9 protein-coding genes are annotated in these 15,682 nt (G+C 56.2%); 2 read left to right on the top strand and 7 right to left on the bottom strand.

Features of this window, described 5'->3' with window-relative positions; genetic code table 11:
• Positions 1-580 precede the first annotated feature (580 nt).
• From hyoA to ATY29_RS29315, 3 genes are all read right to left on the bottom strand, one after another.
• On the bottom strand, positions 581-4,300 hold the full coding sequence (hyoA, locus tag ATY29_RS29325; RefSeq protein ID WP_085861357.1) for an NACHT domain-containing antiphage protein HyoA: 3,720 nt from the start codon (positions 4,298-4,300) through the stop codon (positions 581-583).
• Positions 4,297-5,469 (bottom strand): Fic family protein, encoded by a 1,173-nt coding sequence (locus ATY29_RS29320; protein WP_085861411.1) that lies wholly within the window; start codon positions 5,467-5,469, stop codon positions 4,297-4,299. The genes hyoA and ATY29_RS29320 overlap by 4 nt, the downstream gene beginning before the upstream one ends.
• A 256-nt stretch (positions 5,470-5,725) precedes the next feature.
• A complete protein-coding gene (locus ATY29_RS29315; RefSeq protein WP_125461501.1) occupies positions 5,726-6,013 on the bottom strand; it encodes a hypothetical protein in 288 nt (95 codons plus the stop codon).
• A gap of 274 nt (positions 6,014-6,287) precedes the next feature.
• Between ATY29_RS29315 and ATY29_RS29310 the strand changes: the two genes are divergently transcribed.
• On the top strand, positions 6,288-8,201 hold the full coding sequence (locus ATY29_RS29310) for a DUF4236 domain-containing protein (protein ID WP_085861355.1): 1,914 nt from the start codon (positions 6,288-6,290) through the stop codon (positions 8,199-8,201).
• Here the strand turns inward: ATY29_RS29310 and ATY29_RS29305 are convergent.
• From ATY29_RS29305 to hxsB, 4 genes are read right to left on the bottom strand one after another with little or no spacing between them, the layout of a single operon-like run.
• The gene (locus ATY29_RS29305) at positions 8,195-9,355 is read right to left on the bottom strand and encodes a COG3904 family protein (protein WP_085861354.1); all 1,161 of its coding nucleotides are present in this window, start codon (positions 9,353-9,355) and stop codon (positions 8,195-8,197) included. The genes ATY29_RS29310 and ATY29_RS29305 overlap by 7 nt on opposite strands.
• A gap of 24 nt (positions 9,356-9,379) precedes the next feature.
• Complete coding sequence (hxsA, locus tag ATY29_RS29300; protein ID WP_085861353.1) at positions 9,380-10,027, bottom strand: His-Xaa-Ser repeat protein HxsA; 648 nt, start codon at positions 10,025-10,027, stop codon at positions 9,380-9,382.
• A complete protein-coding gene (gene hxsC, locus ATY29_RS29295; RefSeq protein ID WP_085861352.1) occupies positions 10,024-11,106 on the bottom strand; it encodes a His-Xaa-Ser system radical SAM maturase HxsC in 1,083 nt (360 codons plus the stop codon). Before hxsC ends, hxsA begins: the two co-directional genes overlap by 4 nt.
• On the bottom strand, positions 11,103-12,509 hold the full coding sequence (gene hxsB, locus ATY29_RS29290; protein WP_085861351.1) for a His-Xaa-Ser system radical SAM maturase HxsB: 1,407 nt from the start codon (positions 12,507-12,509) through the stop codon (positions 11,103-11,105). Before hxsB ends, hxsC begins: the two co-directional genes overlap by 4 nt.
• Before the next feature lie 1,139 nt (positions 12,510-13,648).
• Between hxsB and ATY29_RS29275 the strand changes: the two genes are divergently transcribed.
• Positions 13,649-14,566: a recombinase family protein gene (locus tag ATY29_RS29275; protein WP_008534020.1), complete on the top strand. Its 918-nt coding sequence runs from the start codon at positions 13,649-13,651 to the stop codon at positions 14,564-14,566.
• Positions 14,567-15,682: the final 1,116 nt, after the last annotated feature.

Genomic DNA, 15,682 nt, shown 5'->3' with positions numbered 1-15,682 from the left:
TGCTGGTTCTAATGCCAGAACATCGCCTGATTTGGCCGATCAGCAAAAACAGCTCACCGTACGCTCACCAAGGTTTCGGGCGGGACGAACTTTCTGGAGATTAAGGTCCAGCGAAGGGGAATCCTGATTCGCCTGCCGGAGACCAGCTTGGTGGACGCTGAAGAGAAAGTGCGAAAGATACCCGAGACGCACGGATGGGGGCGATTGAAGGACGAAATCCGCATTTCGAGCGCTCCCGATGTCAAATACGCGCTTCCGTTTGTAGAAGCTGCATGCCGGACAGAACTCAGGAGTCTAGATTAAGCTAAATTAGAACGTGCATGATCTTTCAACCGACCGGAATAACAGGCTCAAGGCGGAAACTGCGAATGACCGCCTTGACAGGATTCGAACCCAAGACCTGTCTTAATCACATCCTATACGATTGGAATCATTATAAATTAGCTCGATTGGTACCGAACATCGGTTACGGACTGCCACGACGTCTTTCATAGCGTTGTTCTTGCCCTTAGGGCGTCGACAACATCCAATTCAAATAACCCAGTCAGGTTGCTTTTTGACGCGCCTGTTTGATGCGTCCTCAAGAATGTCCCCTGTAGAATCGCGGGATCTGATCCGCATTCCAAAGCGGCTCCTCAGCATCGCTAATTGCCCGCTGACGAGCGCGGTCAGCCATCCATAGCCGGTACTTCTCTTCAGGATGTTCCTTTGCGAGCTGCTTGAGAGCCTGATATGTCTCTTCGCCCGGCATTTCGGCGAGAAGGTTGAAAAGCTTGTTGCGAGCATCCTGTGCGTTGTCGCGCAGGGTCGGCGAATAAACACCCGTTCCTGCGCGCTCGATGTCGTCTTCGGCCCGAATGAAGCGATGCATAAGCACATAGAGGGTCTTGAGATGAGCGGCGCTTCGATAGCCGGACGACATCGCATTGCCTCCAAATCGCGTCCCCATAAGCGAAACAACAAAGTGCTGCGCAAATTCCGGGGCCTCATCGTCAAGCGCCTCAAGCTCGGCTTGCAGAACCGGAATTGCCGCTTCAGGGTCATAGGCAACCCAGAGCGCATACCAGCGGGGACGATTGTCGCTGTCACCTGAGTTAAGCCGGGCCTTCGCAAGGTCGGCAAGGCCTTCCCATGGGACATCCTGAAGGATTTTCAGGCTGTGCCTAAGAGTATCACTCGTGACGGGGCGGCCGGTGAGGAGCCATTCAAACAGGAGCGGGGCGATATCGGCCTGGAGCCAGGGCGCCCGATTGTCGATATCACTGAGGATGTGGTGAAAGCCAGGCGGCCGCTTGTTTGCCTCAGCGAGTTCCCAAACGAGTTCCTTCGTTACGGCGGCAAGTCCCTGCTCATGATGGGCACGATAGAGGGCTTCGAACCATCGAGGGAAACCGTTCAGCTCCCATGTAACATATCGGAACGCGTGGGCGGCCTCCTCTTCGGAAAGACCAACCCCAAACGAACCATCCTCTGTCGACTCGATCTCCAGCCCGATTAACGCAAAAATCAAAGCGTGGGGTATAGAGGATCCATCAGCACCCTCCGACTGGAGTTTTGGGTCATAGTGGCGCCAGTGTTTGATAGCCGCGTCGCGGAAGGCTTCAGCGACCTTCGCCCCAAATTCTGGCACCAGAGACTGCCAGTTCGAGCGTGCGTCGTAACGGGTCCAACCCTCGCCTTCGATGCTCATCATGAGATGGTATTGATCGCCCGTGATCTGCCCCGGCTCAGCTCCGCTCGGATTACGGATACGGTCCGGGTTCTTCTTGAGTTCACTGATCCATGCCGCCCGATCGCGCGCGGATTTGCGCTCGCGGCGCGCATGCTTGCGCTCGAAGTTCCGATGTTCGATTTCCCAGTCGGCGACTTCTCGTGCTGGCGGATGGAGCCAGAGATCGAGTTGAGCTTTAAGCGCCGGTTGGCCGGCGACTGCTTCGACAAGCTTCTCGGTCCAATCCCCTCTCTTGCTGTTCTCAAGATACAGCGTGAAGCACCGCGAGAGCGCAAGCCGCCTGTCGTCAGGATTTTCGCGTGAGGAGATCCACGAAAGGCAGCGATCGAAATCATCGGCTGAGAATGCCCAATAGCGCTCATACATCGTCAGCTGCCAATCGTCGGTTAGTTCGCCGCCCTTGGACTGCTGGCGGGCCCTCCGCTCATCAGCATTTTGCCAATAGAGTGCGTCGTTGAGATCCTTCCATCGAGGCACCAGCTCGCGAAGCCGGCTGTTGTCCTGACCGTCGCTGTCATGGTCCCAGAACTTCGCCGCCTGCGCCTTTGTCAGAATGCCGATGGAGCGACCGTCGAGAGCAGAGGCAGATTTCGCTCCAACAAGTCGTTCGACGGCGCGTAGCGCCGATGGGAGGAGCCACGAATACTCCGAGGACACAACGCATTCGCCGCGCTCGATATGTGGTTCCCGGCCCAACAGCTCGTCAAAGCCGACGATGAGGGTCAGCAGTGGTTGCTCGGGCACACTGTCGGCCATGACCGGCAAGCCATCGACAAATTCGTGCAAGGCTTGGCTTAACCCCGTAATTTCGAAGCGGCGTTTGGGCTGCGTTCGCTCGATTGCGCGCAGGGCGAAACCAACAGAAGTCAATGTTGCAGGAAGATTGAGGATGATCTCTGATGCTACTTGCCGATCAAGGGGTTCTGTGGATGCGAGCAACTTACTTAGAAGAGTGTCTTTCTCGGCCTCTCCCGCGACCGCCATGACGGCCCTGATCGCAACGATTTGAGTGTTGAGGTCGCGGGACCGATCCGGTGCGATTTCTGCGAGGATCGGTAAGCCGGCCTTGATTTTTCCTTGCCAGACAAAACGGGCGAGAAAGAAAATCGCGTCGTCATTGTCTTTGTAGCGCGCCAAGAGCTCATCGGTTTCGGCGGAAAGCTCGTTGGTAGCAATGCGGGTGATGGCAGCATTGTCCATCCAGGGACCAGTTTCATCATCGGCCGCAATCCGTCGGACGATATCGAAAAGCATGCGACGCTTAATATCTAGCGGAAGGCGTGAGGGATCGCCTCCCTCGGTAGCGATTTCAGGGCTGATAGCCAAAGCCTCATCGCGAATTCGATCATCAAAGAGGATCAGCCAGGCGAGCGTCGGCCGTAGCCTCGGAACTATGACCTTTTCCCCGTAGCTGTTACGGAAGAAAAGGTTCTGTATCCGCTCTCGGCCCTGCGGCTGAACTGCGATCGAAGCAGCCCATTCTGCAGATAGAAGTTCGCGCATATCGCGATGTCGGAAGCGGACGCTTCCATAGACGATATCATCGAACACACCCGTTTTGAGAAGAGCGGCAATCTCTTCCTCTGACCAATCGGGCAGGACGACCGAGGGGTCAATTCGATCGACAGTCACGAGCTCACCTGGAAGAGAGATTACGCTCTTTCCGGTCAGTGTCGCGGCTGCAGCTAGTGCCTGCACACCGTGTCGCAAGCGATCTTCCGGAATTCGGATAGTCGATCCATGAAAGGAAAGTGGCTTGATTTGAAGTTCAATGACGCGCTGGAGGACATCGCGGCGATTGTCGAGCTGCCGATCAGCCTGCCATTTTTCGATCAGAGAGCGCAGGTCGAACGGCTTCTCGGCGAGAGACATAAGATCGGCTCGCTCGATCGCGTCGAGAAACGACTCGATATCCCCGACGGAATAGTAGCTTGCAAAGAGCCGGATTTCGTCCCTTTTCAGAGGCCCCAAACGAAAGACCTTCAAGGCGCTCTCAGGTCCCGGCTTCGGAACGGGCTCACCAGAAGGGAGATCTTCCTCGTCGTGTGCGTCCTGGGCAAGGTACGGTAGGTGCTGCTGAATGAGGCTCCGATCTGGCAGAGCTTGCCAGGCATCTTCCCGGCTTGTGATATAGACATGCGCTCGCTCACGCGCCATGCGGATGCGCGAACCGAAAATCTTTATCGCGTCCTCGAAAGCCCGCGGGGTCTCAAGTTGCGCCTCGTCAACAGAATCCAGAAAAAACCAAGCCTCCTCGGTCGATGCAAGCCAGCTTTCAAACGCCTCCGCGGTGCCGATTTCAAAGGCGGTATCGAAGGTGTTATTAAGCTTCTCGATCCGGATGAAAAAAGCCTTTTTGCCCTTTTCAGCAAGCTTGCGCGCTTGATGGCGAGCTTCAAAGGTCTTTCCGGCACCAGGCTCTGCCAGAATGAGGACGCGATAGAGGCTTTCCAAAGCTCGCCAATGCTGGGGAGTGCCTCCGGCTACCGGGCTAAGAAACTCCCAATCCCCACGCTGTGGTGCCGCTGGAAAGAACCGCCTGACGAGGATGACTGTCTGATCCTTCATTTGCCTGACCCCGCATTGGCTGGATAGAGGTTTGGAAACCACCGCTCGGCCGTGTCCGCCGAGAAGGCGAGGCGAAGCGGCGACCTATGCGAGGTAGCGGAAAGCATTCCCCGTTCGACGAGCGCCGATGTGACGTTACGCGCCGCCCTCTCCTCATAGCCGGTAATCATTTGAATTTTCGAACGCTCCACCTCGCCAGCCAGGACAGCCTCGCGGAGGACCTGGAAACTGCCCTTGGGGAGTTTCTTGGCGCGGATTTCTTCCTCGATGTGGATTTCGATGCGCATGAGTAGCTTATCGGTCTCGATTAGGCTGCTCATGAACCGGATCTGGTCGATCGCCTGGTCGAGGAAAAAGTCACAGAAAGCGACCAGCCCCCGATGGGTGAGATTGCCCCTCCCGTCGCGATCGCCAGCACGCGGACCATCGGCAGCCATGAGAAGCGTCTTATATTTCTTTTCGTCTCGCGCAAGACCCCGGGCGACCGACCAGAGGCTCGTCCCGACGCCAAGGCGCTTCAAGAGCGCATGCGACATCAGACGCGCCACACGGCCGTTGCCATCGAGGAAAGGATGAATCCAAAGAAAGCGATGATGGACGGCCCCCACAGATTGGAGTTGCTGCGACCGGGTTAATGGCGGACTCTGATAGGCCCTATCGAACCGGACCATAAAACGCGGCAAATCGATTGGTTCGGGTGGTAGATGGCGGCCAACTTGGACGTCCCGGTTTCGCCACTCTCCGGGAATGATTGGCACACGTTCTCCAGTCGTGCGATTGGACACCCATAGCATCTCCGGGGGAAGGCGCGAGCAGAACTCCTCATGGAGCCAAGACGCATAGGCGGCGGAAGCCGGCCAGACGTCTGGATCGTCGCCGATATCGATCAATTTCTGGACGTGGATATGGGCGACAGCTTCCTGCTGAAGCTCTCGCCGCTCAGGCTCCTCCGAGAAATCGTTCGCAAGCGCGCGATCGATGTCGCGTGGATGCGTGTCGTGCCCTTCGATAAGATTGGAATAATAACAGTTCATAGAACGTACGAGGTCACCAATCGAACCAGCCAAAATCGGGTGAACACGGCCAGCCAGCTGATTGGCCTCGCCAACTAGCGTCAAAACTTTATCTCCAAGGGCGCCCTTGTCGTCCGAGGGCACCAACGGTTCCATAAACGCAATATCCATACCGGATTAATGCCGGTTTCTGTGCCGCTTGTAAAGCGATGAAAATCAACACTGTATTAGCGTTTAGCTTAACACATTTTGCCGGTTTCTGTGCCGGTTGATTCGGAAAAGGAGTCCAAATTTTTTGGTTCTGTCCGGCATAGGTTATGAGCCTGATAGAGGCCCGCAAACTTCAAGCTAATTTGATTATGACTCGATCTCAAAGCAGCAAGAGTGCCTCGTTGCGTACGAACGCGGCGCTTCAGTGTTTCTGTGCCAGCGATTTTTCAAGAGCGTTCACTTGATCCAAGTTGGACGGATCCGCTGTGGAAAGCCCCAGTACCGCGACAGTTCCTTCTTCGACTTTCACGGCTTGCAATGGAATGATCCAAAACGTTTTCACCTTACCGCAGAGGTCTTGTTGCGGCGCCGCGGCGAAAATCGGCTTCCCAGCCGCGTCGATAGCAGCTTTCAATTTATCGATATCTAGCTTGCCATCGATAGCGGTTCCAGCGTCAGATGCGGACTGCTTAGAAGCGGCAACCAGCACCGTGCCCGGGACATCCCCACTTAACAGGCGTCGCAACTCCTTGAGCCGGGAAGAAAACCGCCGTCGTCGTCTTCACGCAACAAAAGGCGGATGACCGACGTTCTTGTAAAGTTGAACCACCTTACCTTTATGAGTTGTTGGCGGCTATCGACGGCGAACACAACGGTATGCAAATTTCGCGGGGGCCGGACCTGAAAAGCCAAGCGACAAAATTCTTCGTTGCAGCCAGGAATCTGTGTAACATCCACGTTGCAATGGGACTGGGGGGCATGGGGTGCCATTCTACATACGCAAGTCAGTCAAGGCGGGACCATTCCGGTTTAATTTTTCCCAAGGAGGTATCGGCGTCTCTGTCGGCGCGAGGGGCTTAAGGGTCGGTACCGGACCTCGGGGCCACTATATCCATGCCGGACGAGGTGGACTATATTATCGAGCGTCACTTGAAAATGCTGGCCAACGTCGACACAGAGTTGCCAGCGAGCCACCGCCCGCTCAGGTCACTTTTGAAGTACCTGCGGTCAACATGATCGAGTTCGAGTCCGGCAACGTCTTGTTGATGCGAGACGAGAACTTCGGCGAATTGTTGGACGAAATCAACGCGAAGGCCAATCAATGGCGGATGTCGGCGCTTTTCGGATGGCTCACGGCTCTCCTCGGCATCCTTGTGTTGGCGAAAGCGCCGCCAGTGGGGATTTGGGTCCTGATCGCGACCCTTCCCGCCTGGGCGGTAGGGTCGTGGCTCGACTCGTACCGCCGATCGACAGTTCTCTTTTATGATATCGATGGCCCGGTCGAGCAGGCATACCAGGAGACGATCGCAGCTTTCGATGACTTACGCTCCTGCGCCGGGAAATGGCATATCGAGGCTGGCGGTGCGATCAACGATCTAACGACCTGGAAAAGAAATGCAGGCGCATCCCACTTGGTGAAGCGAACTGCCACGAAGCTCGTCTACGCTTTGCCGAAGGTCATCAAGAGCAACATCACACCGCCCTCGGTACATGTTGGCAAGCAGGTCATATATTTCATGCCCGACGTTGCTTTGGTCACCCACAACTCGCGCTTCGGTGCACTGTCATATTCTGATCTCCGCGCTCGCTGGCAGGCGTCCCGGTTTATCGAAGATGGTCATGTCCCTCATGACGCGAAGGTCGTCGATCGCACTTGGCAGCACCCCAACAAGAATGGCGGGCCCGATCGGCGTTTTCGGAACAACCGCCAGCTGCCTGTCTGTTTGTACGATACCCTTCATCTGCAAAGCGACAGCGGTCTCAACGAGGTACTGGAATTTTCGCAAGTGGGAAAGCTGGCGAGATTCGTCGCCGGTCTCCAAGCTTTAGCGAAGGCAAGGATGGAGGCTGCACAAGCCCCGAAAGCGATCCCATCGACCGCGACGTCAGTATCGCCACCAGTGGCACCAAGTTCGCCTCTGCCGGATGAACAGAGGCGAAAGGGCGCTGTACCTGCTATAGCCCTCATCATTGGGGGCATCTTTGGACTTCCTATTGCTATCGCCGCACTCCAAAACGCGGAGAAATCGACTAGGCCCGTCACAACGCAGGCCACTGCTCCCACCGGTTCGGGGCAAGTCGCATCGTCATCATCAACGCCGGGAAGGCCCGCGGCCTCCGCTACTGGTTCAGCACAGGGGTCACCATCATCGTCGACGATGGTGACCCCTGCCACAACCCCTTCTGGCTCCGCTTCGGAAGCCGGTAAGCCGGCACTCCCTGTCCAGGCACCGAACGATGACGCTACGGCAATAGTAGATGATCCGGCATTTTCGACACTTTCCTCCCTTCGGGCTGATCAGGAGCCGCCACCCGATCCTGCGATCTTTGAGGCGCTTGCGGCAGCCGCGACCGCGCCCGCCGCGTCTATATTGGACGCAGCATCAGAGCCGCCTGTCGCGCCTTACATCGCCCCACCGGAACCAAAATTTGCCTACATGAAGCAACCCTTCCAACTGAGGGATGGACCCGGCACAAAATATATCCCGGTCGGCGCAGTCGGCCAGAATGCGTTGCTCGCCGTCCTCGAGACGGAAAGCGGATGGGTCCATGTCTCTGGTGGTCCGTCAGCGATGGGATGGGTACCGAAGGAACTGCTTGGTCAACGGCCGGTTTCGCGTCAAACAACCACGCCCAAGGTGCGAAACACCTTCCAGTCCGGTGGTCGGACTTATTGAGGATTGCACGGCCCCCAAGTCGCATCGGGTTTGCGGCACCAGCCGCTGTTGGTCAATTCCGTAAGAAGCAGTGCTTGTGAATTACAAGCGTCCTCTGCGTACGACAACGAGCACGCAGCGTTGTCGGTCAGCCAGCGACGAATAATCCGATCTGGTCCAGCCACCGAATTGTCCTTGGTCGTGATCTTACCGTTCTCCGCCAGAATTTTGTGGGTCGCGGGGTCCCATGTCATCACCGCGTTCACCGCGCCAGAGGCGGATTTTTTACGTGAGGGGCTGTAGGTATACCAATCGACCACCGCGAAGACGGTGCAGATATCAAAGCATGCTGCGTTTGCTGTGCCAGACCGAACGGCATAAATGCGCACAGGCCACCGTTCAGCGAACTGTTGCTTCTCGTTTAGGACGTCTGCCTTCGAGCGCTGGGTGCCGTAATAAACAATGGAGTCCCCATAGTTGTTCGCGAGGAAGAACATTCCTTCATTCGTCGACCAGGTCCGCTGCATTTCCTGGAAGAACTGAAGCGCTGCATCGTTCAATGCTGTCGAAGGAAGCTCGTTGGATACGGCGGTCTCTTCCGCAGTCGGTGCCGCGTAGGGGGTAGGCTGACCAGTCACGAGACCAAAGCCAGCCATATCGATCAGCGACAGCACCCGTCGATCGCCGTCGGCCAGACCGGTGACAAATGTGAACAAGCTGGGATCGAGGCCCATCTCCGCCAGGTAGGCTTTGTATCTATCGGTGCCGGTTTGCTGGCCCGAGCTTCCCGGGGAAAAAAGCGTCCGATCAACGATCACGGAGGCGTCTTCCGCGAAACGCTGCACTCCGCCGGCAAATGCGAATAAGCATGCGGCCTCGCATTTCGAACCCGAAACCTGCAACGTCGAAAGCTTCAGCCGACGAATAGCCCGGCCGTATCCGATCGCGGCATCCGTATCCCCGCCCGGCGAATTGAATGCGATGAATCTCGGAATGCTGTTCTCTATTTCGGCTTCGAGCTTTTCCGGACGATCGCTTGGCTCGAACGTTCCTTGAACCAACAAAATGTCGTTGTTCGCCGCTTTCACATGAGCAAATCTGATCACTGCGTGACTCGGGCTTGGGATCAGCGCGGCCAATAAAATCAGGCAAGAAATGAAGACAGACGAGCGCATCGCTCCCTCCCCAATCTGATCGGCTCAGTTTGTTGAAATTCCAAAAGCTGTGAGAACTTGAGGCGTGATCGTTCCGGTCACCTTCAGCCCATAGGCATCCTGCATTTTATTAAGTCCAACCCTCGTTGCGGCATCGACCTGCCCTGTTACCGGACCGCGGTAATAGCCATAGGCAACCAGAGCAGTCTGGACCTGAATAACAACACGGCGAAATTTGTCCGAGTTGCCTGGCAACGTCTTCAGCGGCAGTGGCGCTGTGTTCACCGATGAAGATTGCGGGGCAACCTGCGTCGGATAGCTGTCAGTCGACGTCGGTATGTTAGGAGTAGTAGGAAGACTTCTGATGACCGGTCCCGGATTGGGCGAATAGCTCGGTGTCGGGTCGGGCTGCGTATAGGTCGTGCTGTTGTTGTAGTCGCCACGCGGCACAACGTATCCGCCACCAGAGCCCGATGCATGGCTCGCGTGACTAGCATGACTGCTATGACTTGCGTGGCTCGAATGCGAGCTATGGCCTGCGAGAGTGTAGACCTGCTTGACTTGCAGCCGCTCAAAGAGGGTTGGTTCTGGCTTCTTGTTGGTAACGCCGACAAGTGGCGTTGCATCGCTTTTCGATGGCATGAACCCAGCCGCAATCAATGACGGCACCAGGTAAGCCTTGCGCTTTTTCATTGTCGTGACAGTCCCCCAAACCCCTCATCAGCTTTATACCATTCAAAAAATCCACCACAAGTAGAACGCAACTTACATTCACCGCACTCTTCGAGGAATTTGTTCTTCCAATCTGATATCGTGCCTGGTGCCAGATGCCGGTACTCTAGGGGAACTGTGCAAAGAGGGAAATTATATAGAAGAGTCTGGATACCGCGGCCAATCGCGAGATTGATGGTGCTCCGTAGTTCTCGGAAATCCAGCGACGTATCCTTGAACGAATCCCCCCAGTTCATTCTACCGTAGCCGATATTTTCTAATTGCATTATGGCCCAGACATCGATGAACGGAAGCCGGGTCGAGACGTACTCCGCAAGCCGTGGCAACACATCCCAGTTCTGCTGAAGGACCACCGTCCGAAGCTCGACGGCAGCGCCCACCCTCATCAGCGTCATGAAATTCTGCGACAACGTTTCAAAGGCACCCCGCTTTGCAACGATGCTGTCGTGAAGTTCGGCGTAAGGTGCGTACAGGGGAATGCCCCACAGCACGCGATCTCTTCCGATCTCATCAATTAGGACGATGTCACCAGGTTCGAAAAACTGGCCGTTTGTCAGAACATGAAATGAGATATCGGGTCTGGCCTTCGCGGCGGCGACGAGGAATTGAAATAGTCTTCGTTTGTGCAGCAGCGGCTCGCCGCCAGATATCGTGATGCGCGCGTTTTCCGGGGCCAAGGTGGCGGCGACTGTGAATTGGTCGAAGAGGTCGACGTGATATTTCTTGGGAGGCTGCGAGCACATCACGCAAAGCTGGTCGCATTGCTCGGTAACCAGGAAGGTGTTGTGCCTCGACCTTGCTCGCAGCAATCGATGAGCCGAGTTTCGACCTGGAACCAGAAGGAGCACGTCGCCGTCAAGATCAGTTTGGGGATCGCAGTAGACGCGAAGCGAATAGCCCGCGAGATCGAAGGTTTGACTCTGGTGGTCACGATCGATCAGGACAGCATCATGCTCACTCTCCACCGCGTCCGTGCGCAGGCGAACTATACTTGGATGGTCGATTGGGACGTCACCGATCTTGAGCCGCAAATCGATCATGTGTGTATCGGGGCGAGCGAACAATCGAACTCCGGGATTCCGGCCCATGCCGCGAGGCTCTTGTGGGCTTTTTTGTCATCCGAATAGAGCAGCTCAAATATCTTGTCGAAGATCGCGGTGTGGCGTCGGCAGAAGGTAGTGTCACGCTTCCTCACGTCGATACGACCATACCGGGAGAGGTCATCGATCACGTCAATGCCGCAGGCCGCCTGGTATGGACAGTGGACGCAATCTGGATGGAACGAGTTAGTCGCTTCCTCATTCAGGACATCCAGCTTTGCCTGATCGATCCCATCCCAAAGGTTGCCGACACTCAGGTCGATCTGCCCCACTCTCGTCACCATCCTTGCTTCGTCCGACGGATAAAGCGTGCCGTCGAAATCGATGACTATGTAGTCCTTACCGAGGATGTTCGGGTTGCGAAGGTCCACATGGTGGTTATGGCCGCCGCGTAGAATCCGGCGAAGACAATGCGTGAAGTAGAATTCCTCGACAGGGAAATCTGCTGTCCAATTGTGCTCAATCAACGCATCGATGAATCGGCCATGATAGTCATTCCATCGCTCATCCATGCCCATTGTCTGGTATCGCTTCCGAGCGAAACCTTGGTGGTTGATAGGCCGGAGGAAAATGGAACGAAAGCCGAAGTCGCCGAACGTCTCAATGATCTGGTTCGGGGTTGGCAGGTTGTTGACATCAAGCGTGGGCAACGCCGACACTTTCCCTTGCCCTAGCCTTCCGATCGCATACCGAAGGTTAGAAACAAACTGGTGGGTGTCGCGGGATGTGATTGTCCGCTGCCGTTGGTGAGCCGAAAGTTCGCCATCAAGCGACGTACTAACGAATGTGTCCGAAGCGTCGAGAAACGCCCAGGCGTCAGCGGAAATAGACTGCAGATTGGTGCAAACGGTGAAGCATACGTCCTTGAATTTGCGCCGCGCAAACTCTCGAACCGTCTCCAGCAGATCCAATCGCAAAAGCGGTTCGCCGCCTTGAAACTCGATTTTCGCACTTGCCGTGTCCATGCCATCGAGAAAACGAAGAACCTGGGCGAGCGTGTCCTCGGTCCAGTCAAACCCACTGGTGTTTTCGTTTACCCGCGACACCTGGCAGTAGCCGCACGCCAAATTGCAGCGAAGTGTCGGCACGAGAATGACGTAGTTAAGCTCCTGCGGACGATGCAGTCGCTGTGCCCACCGATATGCAAACCCCATATACGCGAGGTCGCCTACTTCATCGAATGCGTGCCCGCTTGTATGAAGAAACTCGGTGTCTGAGGTGGTCAAATTGCCACCGGCGTATCGCTCAAGGAACCTGCCATCTGCCCGGAAATACCCTCCGGCGTCATCAGCGAATAGATAATCAGAAGCCAACCGCGTGAATTTCAGTGGGAAAACGGTCATCGCCCGAGAACACCGCTGATGAGAGCCCGTCGAAGGGGAAGCGTCTCCGAATAGATCTTCTCACGGTAGAGGCAGTGGTGAAAATTTGCGATCAACGTGTCGATGGGCGACGTACCGTCATCGGATAGAGTGATTTGCTTCGAGACCTCGACCCTTGCCGCAGCATTCGCTGCATTGAAACGAAGGATTGCCGCAGCAAGGTGAGGTCGATGCGCTTCATCGACATCGATCAAAGTGCGTCGTTCAAATCTCTGGATCGGCGTGCTGGATTCTGTTCTTTCCATCGGACAATGGCGATCGACTTCCCCTCCGCATCACTGTAGCAACTCAGCCGCTAGATCACCAGATGGTTGTATTGCATTTTCCCGAGAATAACAGGGTGTCCATCACTCATCTTCTGGGGCCGGAAATCAATTCTGACGGAAAGTGATCTCGATTCCGCAGGACAGGGTGGCGCTCACCGCAAAAAAAATCCTGAACCGAGAGGCGGCATAGGCCAGACGGGCCACTGCCTGAGTGCTTAGCCTCGGTCCGAATAATCTGTCGGCTCATTTCGCAGCGTGCTCTGCTTGCAAGTAAACCGACGCTTGAGATCTTCATACGTCATTAACTATATGAATAAATGATGTTCTTTTCCAAAACCGAAGCAAAGTTAAGATTTGTTTCCGTCATCGCTATGGTATCGGCGCGCATGGTTCACTTCCGATAAGTACTGCTTATCGGAGGTGATGGATTTCAGGCCGTAGATCAGTTTGTCGGTGGTCCAGGATCGCCGGAAACGCCCGGTTTCCCGGGCTTCTAGGGTGATTTAGCCCCGGATGACCGGACTACCCAAGACAGAATTCAACGGCCGCAGTCGGCGCACGTGGTCCCGCCTCGCTTCCGGAATTATGCGTCGGCGCTCTTCAGCAGGGTTCTCTTCTCGCAGCCATCTCCGAAACCGCTGCTTTTCCAGCATTTCCGCCAGAGAAGCCCGCGGACGCGCGTTTGCTCATCCGGACGCTCCGTTGCTCGTCTGCGGCGGCATTTCGAGTCTGGCGGGCTGCTATTCAATGCCTAAAACACGCTTGCAACTGTTCGATTTCTAACGCATGCCTTATCTGTACAAACTACTTCGAGACAGGGCCGTTACAAGCGCGATGGCAAAGCCACAAACATTTGACAACCAACAATCTCCCAAGCGGCTGATCGGTTATGCCCGGGTGTCGACGGATGAACAGGTCCACGATGCCCAGTTGGACGAGCTGCGTGCAGCCGGCTGCGATCGGATCCATCAGGAGCATGGTTCCGGAGCATCGCGGGCTCGACCGGTGCTGACGCGATTACTCGCTGAACTTAGCGCCGGCGACGTCCTCATTGTCGTGCGCCTCGATCGACTGGCCCGATCCGTCAGTCATCTCTTGTCGGTGATCGAGGACCTCGAGGCCCGCGGCGTGCATTTCCGGTCGATCCGCGATCCAATCGATACGTCGACCCCGCAGGGCATGTTTTCCCTTCAGGTCCTCGGCGCCGTCGCGCAGCTCGAGCGGGCGCTAATCGCTGAGCGTACCAAAGCCGGCATTAAGGCGGCGAAGGCACGCGGCAAGCTTCCTGGAAATCCCGGTCTGCGAGAACGACGGCCGGAGGCGATCAAGGCAATCTCGCAGGCACGGGAGAAGCTCTATCTCGATGAACTCATTGCATCGGCGCAGACGTGGCTGCCGATGGTGCGTCAACTCCGGCCGCAGCACAGTTGGGACAATGTCGTGCGGGTTCTCAATCGCCGTGGCCACGACTGGACCGTCGAACGCCTTCGTCGCGCTGTTCATCGCATGGTACGCGAAAAGCTCGCGGAGAAGGAACTCCTTGCTCGATCCCCTCGCCGGGCTCCCGAAGACTATCTGATGAAGCTGGTGGCGGCAATTGCCATTGCCGATCCCAACCTGTCGCTGCGCGACATTGCCGCGCAACTGGACCAGATGGGAGAACGGCCTGTGCGCAGCGGCAAGAACTGGCAACCGTCCTCGGTGCGGGTCCTGCTGGACGAAGCCCACCGATTTGGCCTCATTCGCCGTTGAGGGCATGGTTCATCCGACGCCCGATGGCAGAGAGTCTTTTCTTGTCGCTATTCGACTGCATAGCCGTCAGGTCCGGCCTTTGGGGATCTGTAGCGCCAGGACCGCTAGTCGCTATCGCTCCGCGGTTTCAGCTCAGCGCCTACATCCTCGCCGCGGAGCCGGCTTCCTCCGCCTGCTCGCCCCCTCCCCCGGAACGTGCTGAAGGCTTCAGCCGCGGTGATTATGATCCGCAGAGGCGCGCGGGCCATGACCCTCGGCGGCGCGGGTAAAAGCAGAGGACAGCCGCTCCCCTCGCTACCAAAAAGCCGTCTCGGCTGCACGACGAATTCGGGCGCGAGCCGGAACTCAGTCAGACAGTATTTGTTTCTTTTACAATCCGTCCGCGTTTCGGCGTTCTTTCAAGGATGCTCGACAATTTGATTGAGCCATTTGTCCGCGCCGCCAGCTATATTTCCTACAAGAATGATTACGGCCGAAGATCTGCAAACATTCGTTTTACGACCAGCAAATTTCGACTGTCCTCGAAGCCTGGGAGGTCTTCGTCCTGAAGCATCCTGCGGAGACCGCCGTTAAGATTACAAAGCAATGTCTCCTTTCAGTCGTGACAAACACCGCGATTGTTCGTTCGAACACGAAGCCGCTCAATCGGCTCCGTGCATCAACTGACCTTACTACACCAGCCGCATAGAAGGGCTGTCGGCCATTCTACCCGGGCAACCATGACCAATGCCCTTAGAACGTCATGTACGATCAAAAATGACCGCCAAGACCCCGCGACCCATGGCGGCGACAGGACGGTACCTATCTCTACACAACCGATCTTGTGAGAGGTGGCGCGAGGAGCGGGTCATGCGCCGTCCATAGTAGCGCCCGAAAATGTCGTTTCTTTTCAGAGTGTTGTAGCCGTGGTCAGCTGACCACCGGAAAAGCAGCTGTTGGCAGTGCGTCCCACCCCAAAAGACTTGCTGGCCCACGACAGCAGAGTCTGGCGAAAAACCTCGATCAGTGGACCCGCTGACCTAGCACTCAATCCTCTCCGGCGGCGACTAGATGTGGAGCCTCAACAGGTTGTCCTGGGTAAGAGCGAGCCTAGTGATTGGTGGTTTTGAGTTTAGA

The sequence above is a fragment of the Rhizobium hidalgonense genome (assembly GCF_002914525.1).
Lineage (GTDB): Bacteria > Pseudomonadota > Alphaproteobacteria > Rhizobiales > Rhizobiaceae > Rhizobium > Rhizobium hidalgonense.
Note: the sequence above shows the minus strand (reverse complement) of the source record. Positions and strands in the feature narration are given on the sequence as shown.

What these genes read in the sequence shown, in the direction of transcription:
- hyoA (WP_085861357.1), bottom strand. Translation starts at nt 4,300, where the DNA reads ATGAAGGATCAGACAGTCATCCTCGTCAGGCGGTTCTTTCCAGCGGCA.
- ATY29_RS29320 (WP_085861411.1), bottom strand. Translation starts at nt 5,469, where the DNA reads ATGGAACCGTTGGTGCCCTCGGACGACAAGGGCGCCCTTGGAGATAAA.
- ATY29_RS29305 (WP_085861354.1), bottom strand. Translation starts at nt 9,355, where the DNA reads ATGCGCTCGTCTGTCTTCATTTCTTGCCTGATTTTATTGGCCGCGCTG.
- hxsA (WP_085861353.1), bottom strand. Translation starts at nt 10,027, where the DNA reads ATGAAAAAGCGCAAGGCTTACCTGGTGCCGTCATTGATTGCGGCTGGG.
- hxsC (WP_085861352.1), bottom strand. Translation starts at nt 11,106, where the DNA reads ATGATCGATTTGCGGCTCAAGATCGGTGACGTCCCAATCGACCATCCA.
- hxsB (WP_085861351.1), bottom strand. Translation starts at nt 12,509, where the DNA reads ATGACCGTTTTCCCACTGAAATTCACGCGGTTGGCTTCTGATTATCTA.
- ATY29_RS29275 (WP_008534020.1), top strand. Translation starts at nt 13,649, where the DNA reads ATGGCAAAGCCACAAACATTTGACAACCAACAATCTCCCAAGCGGCTG.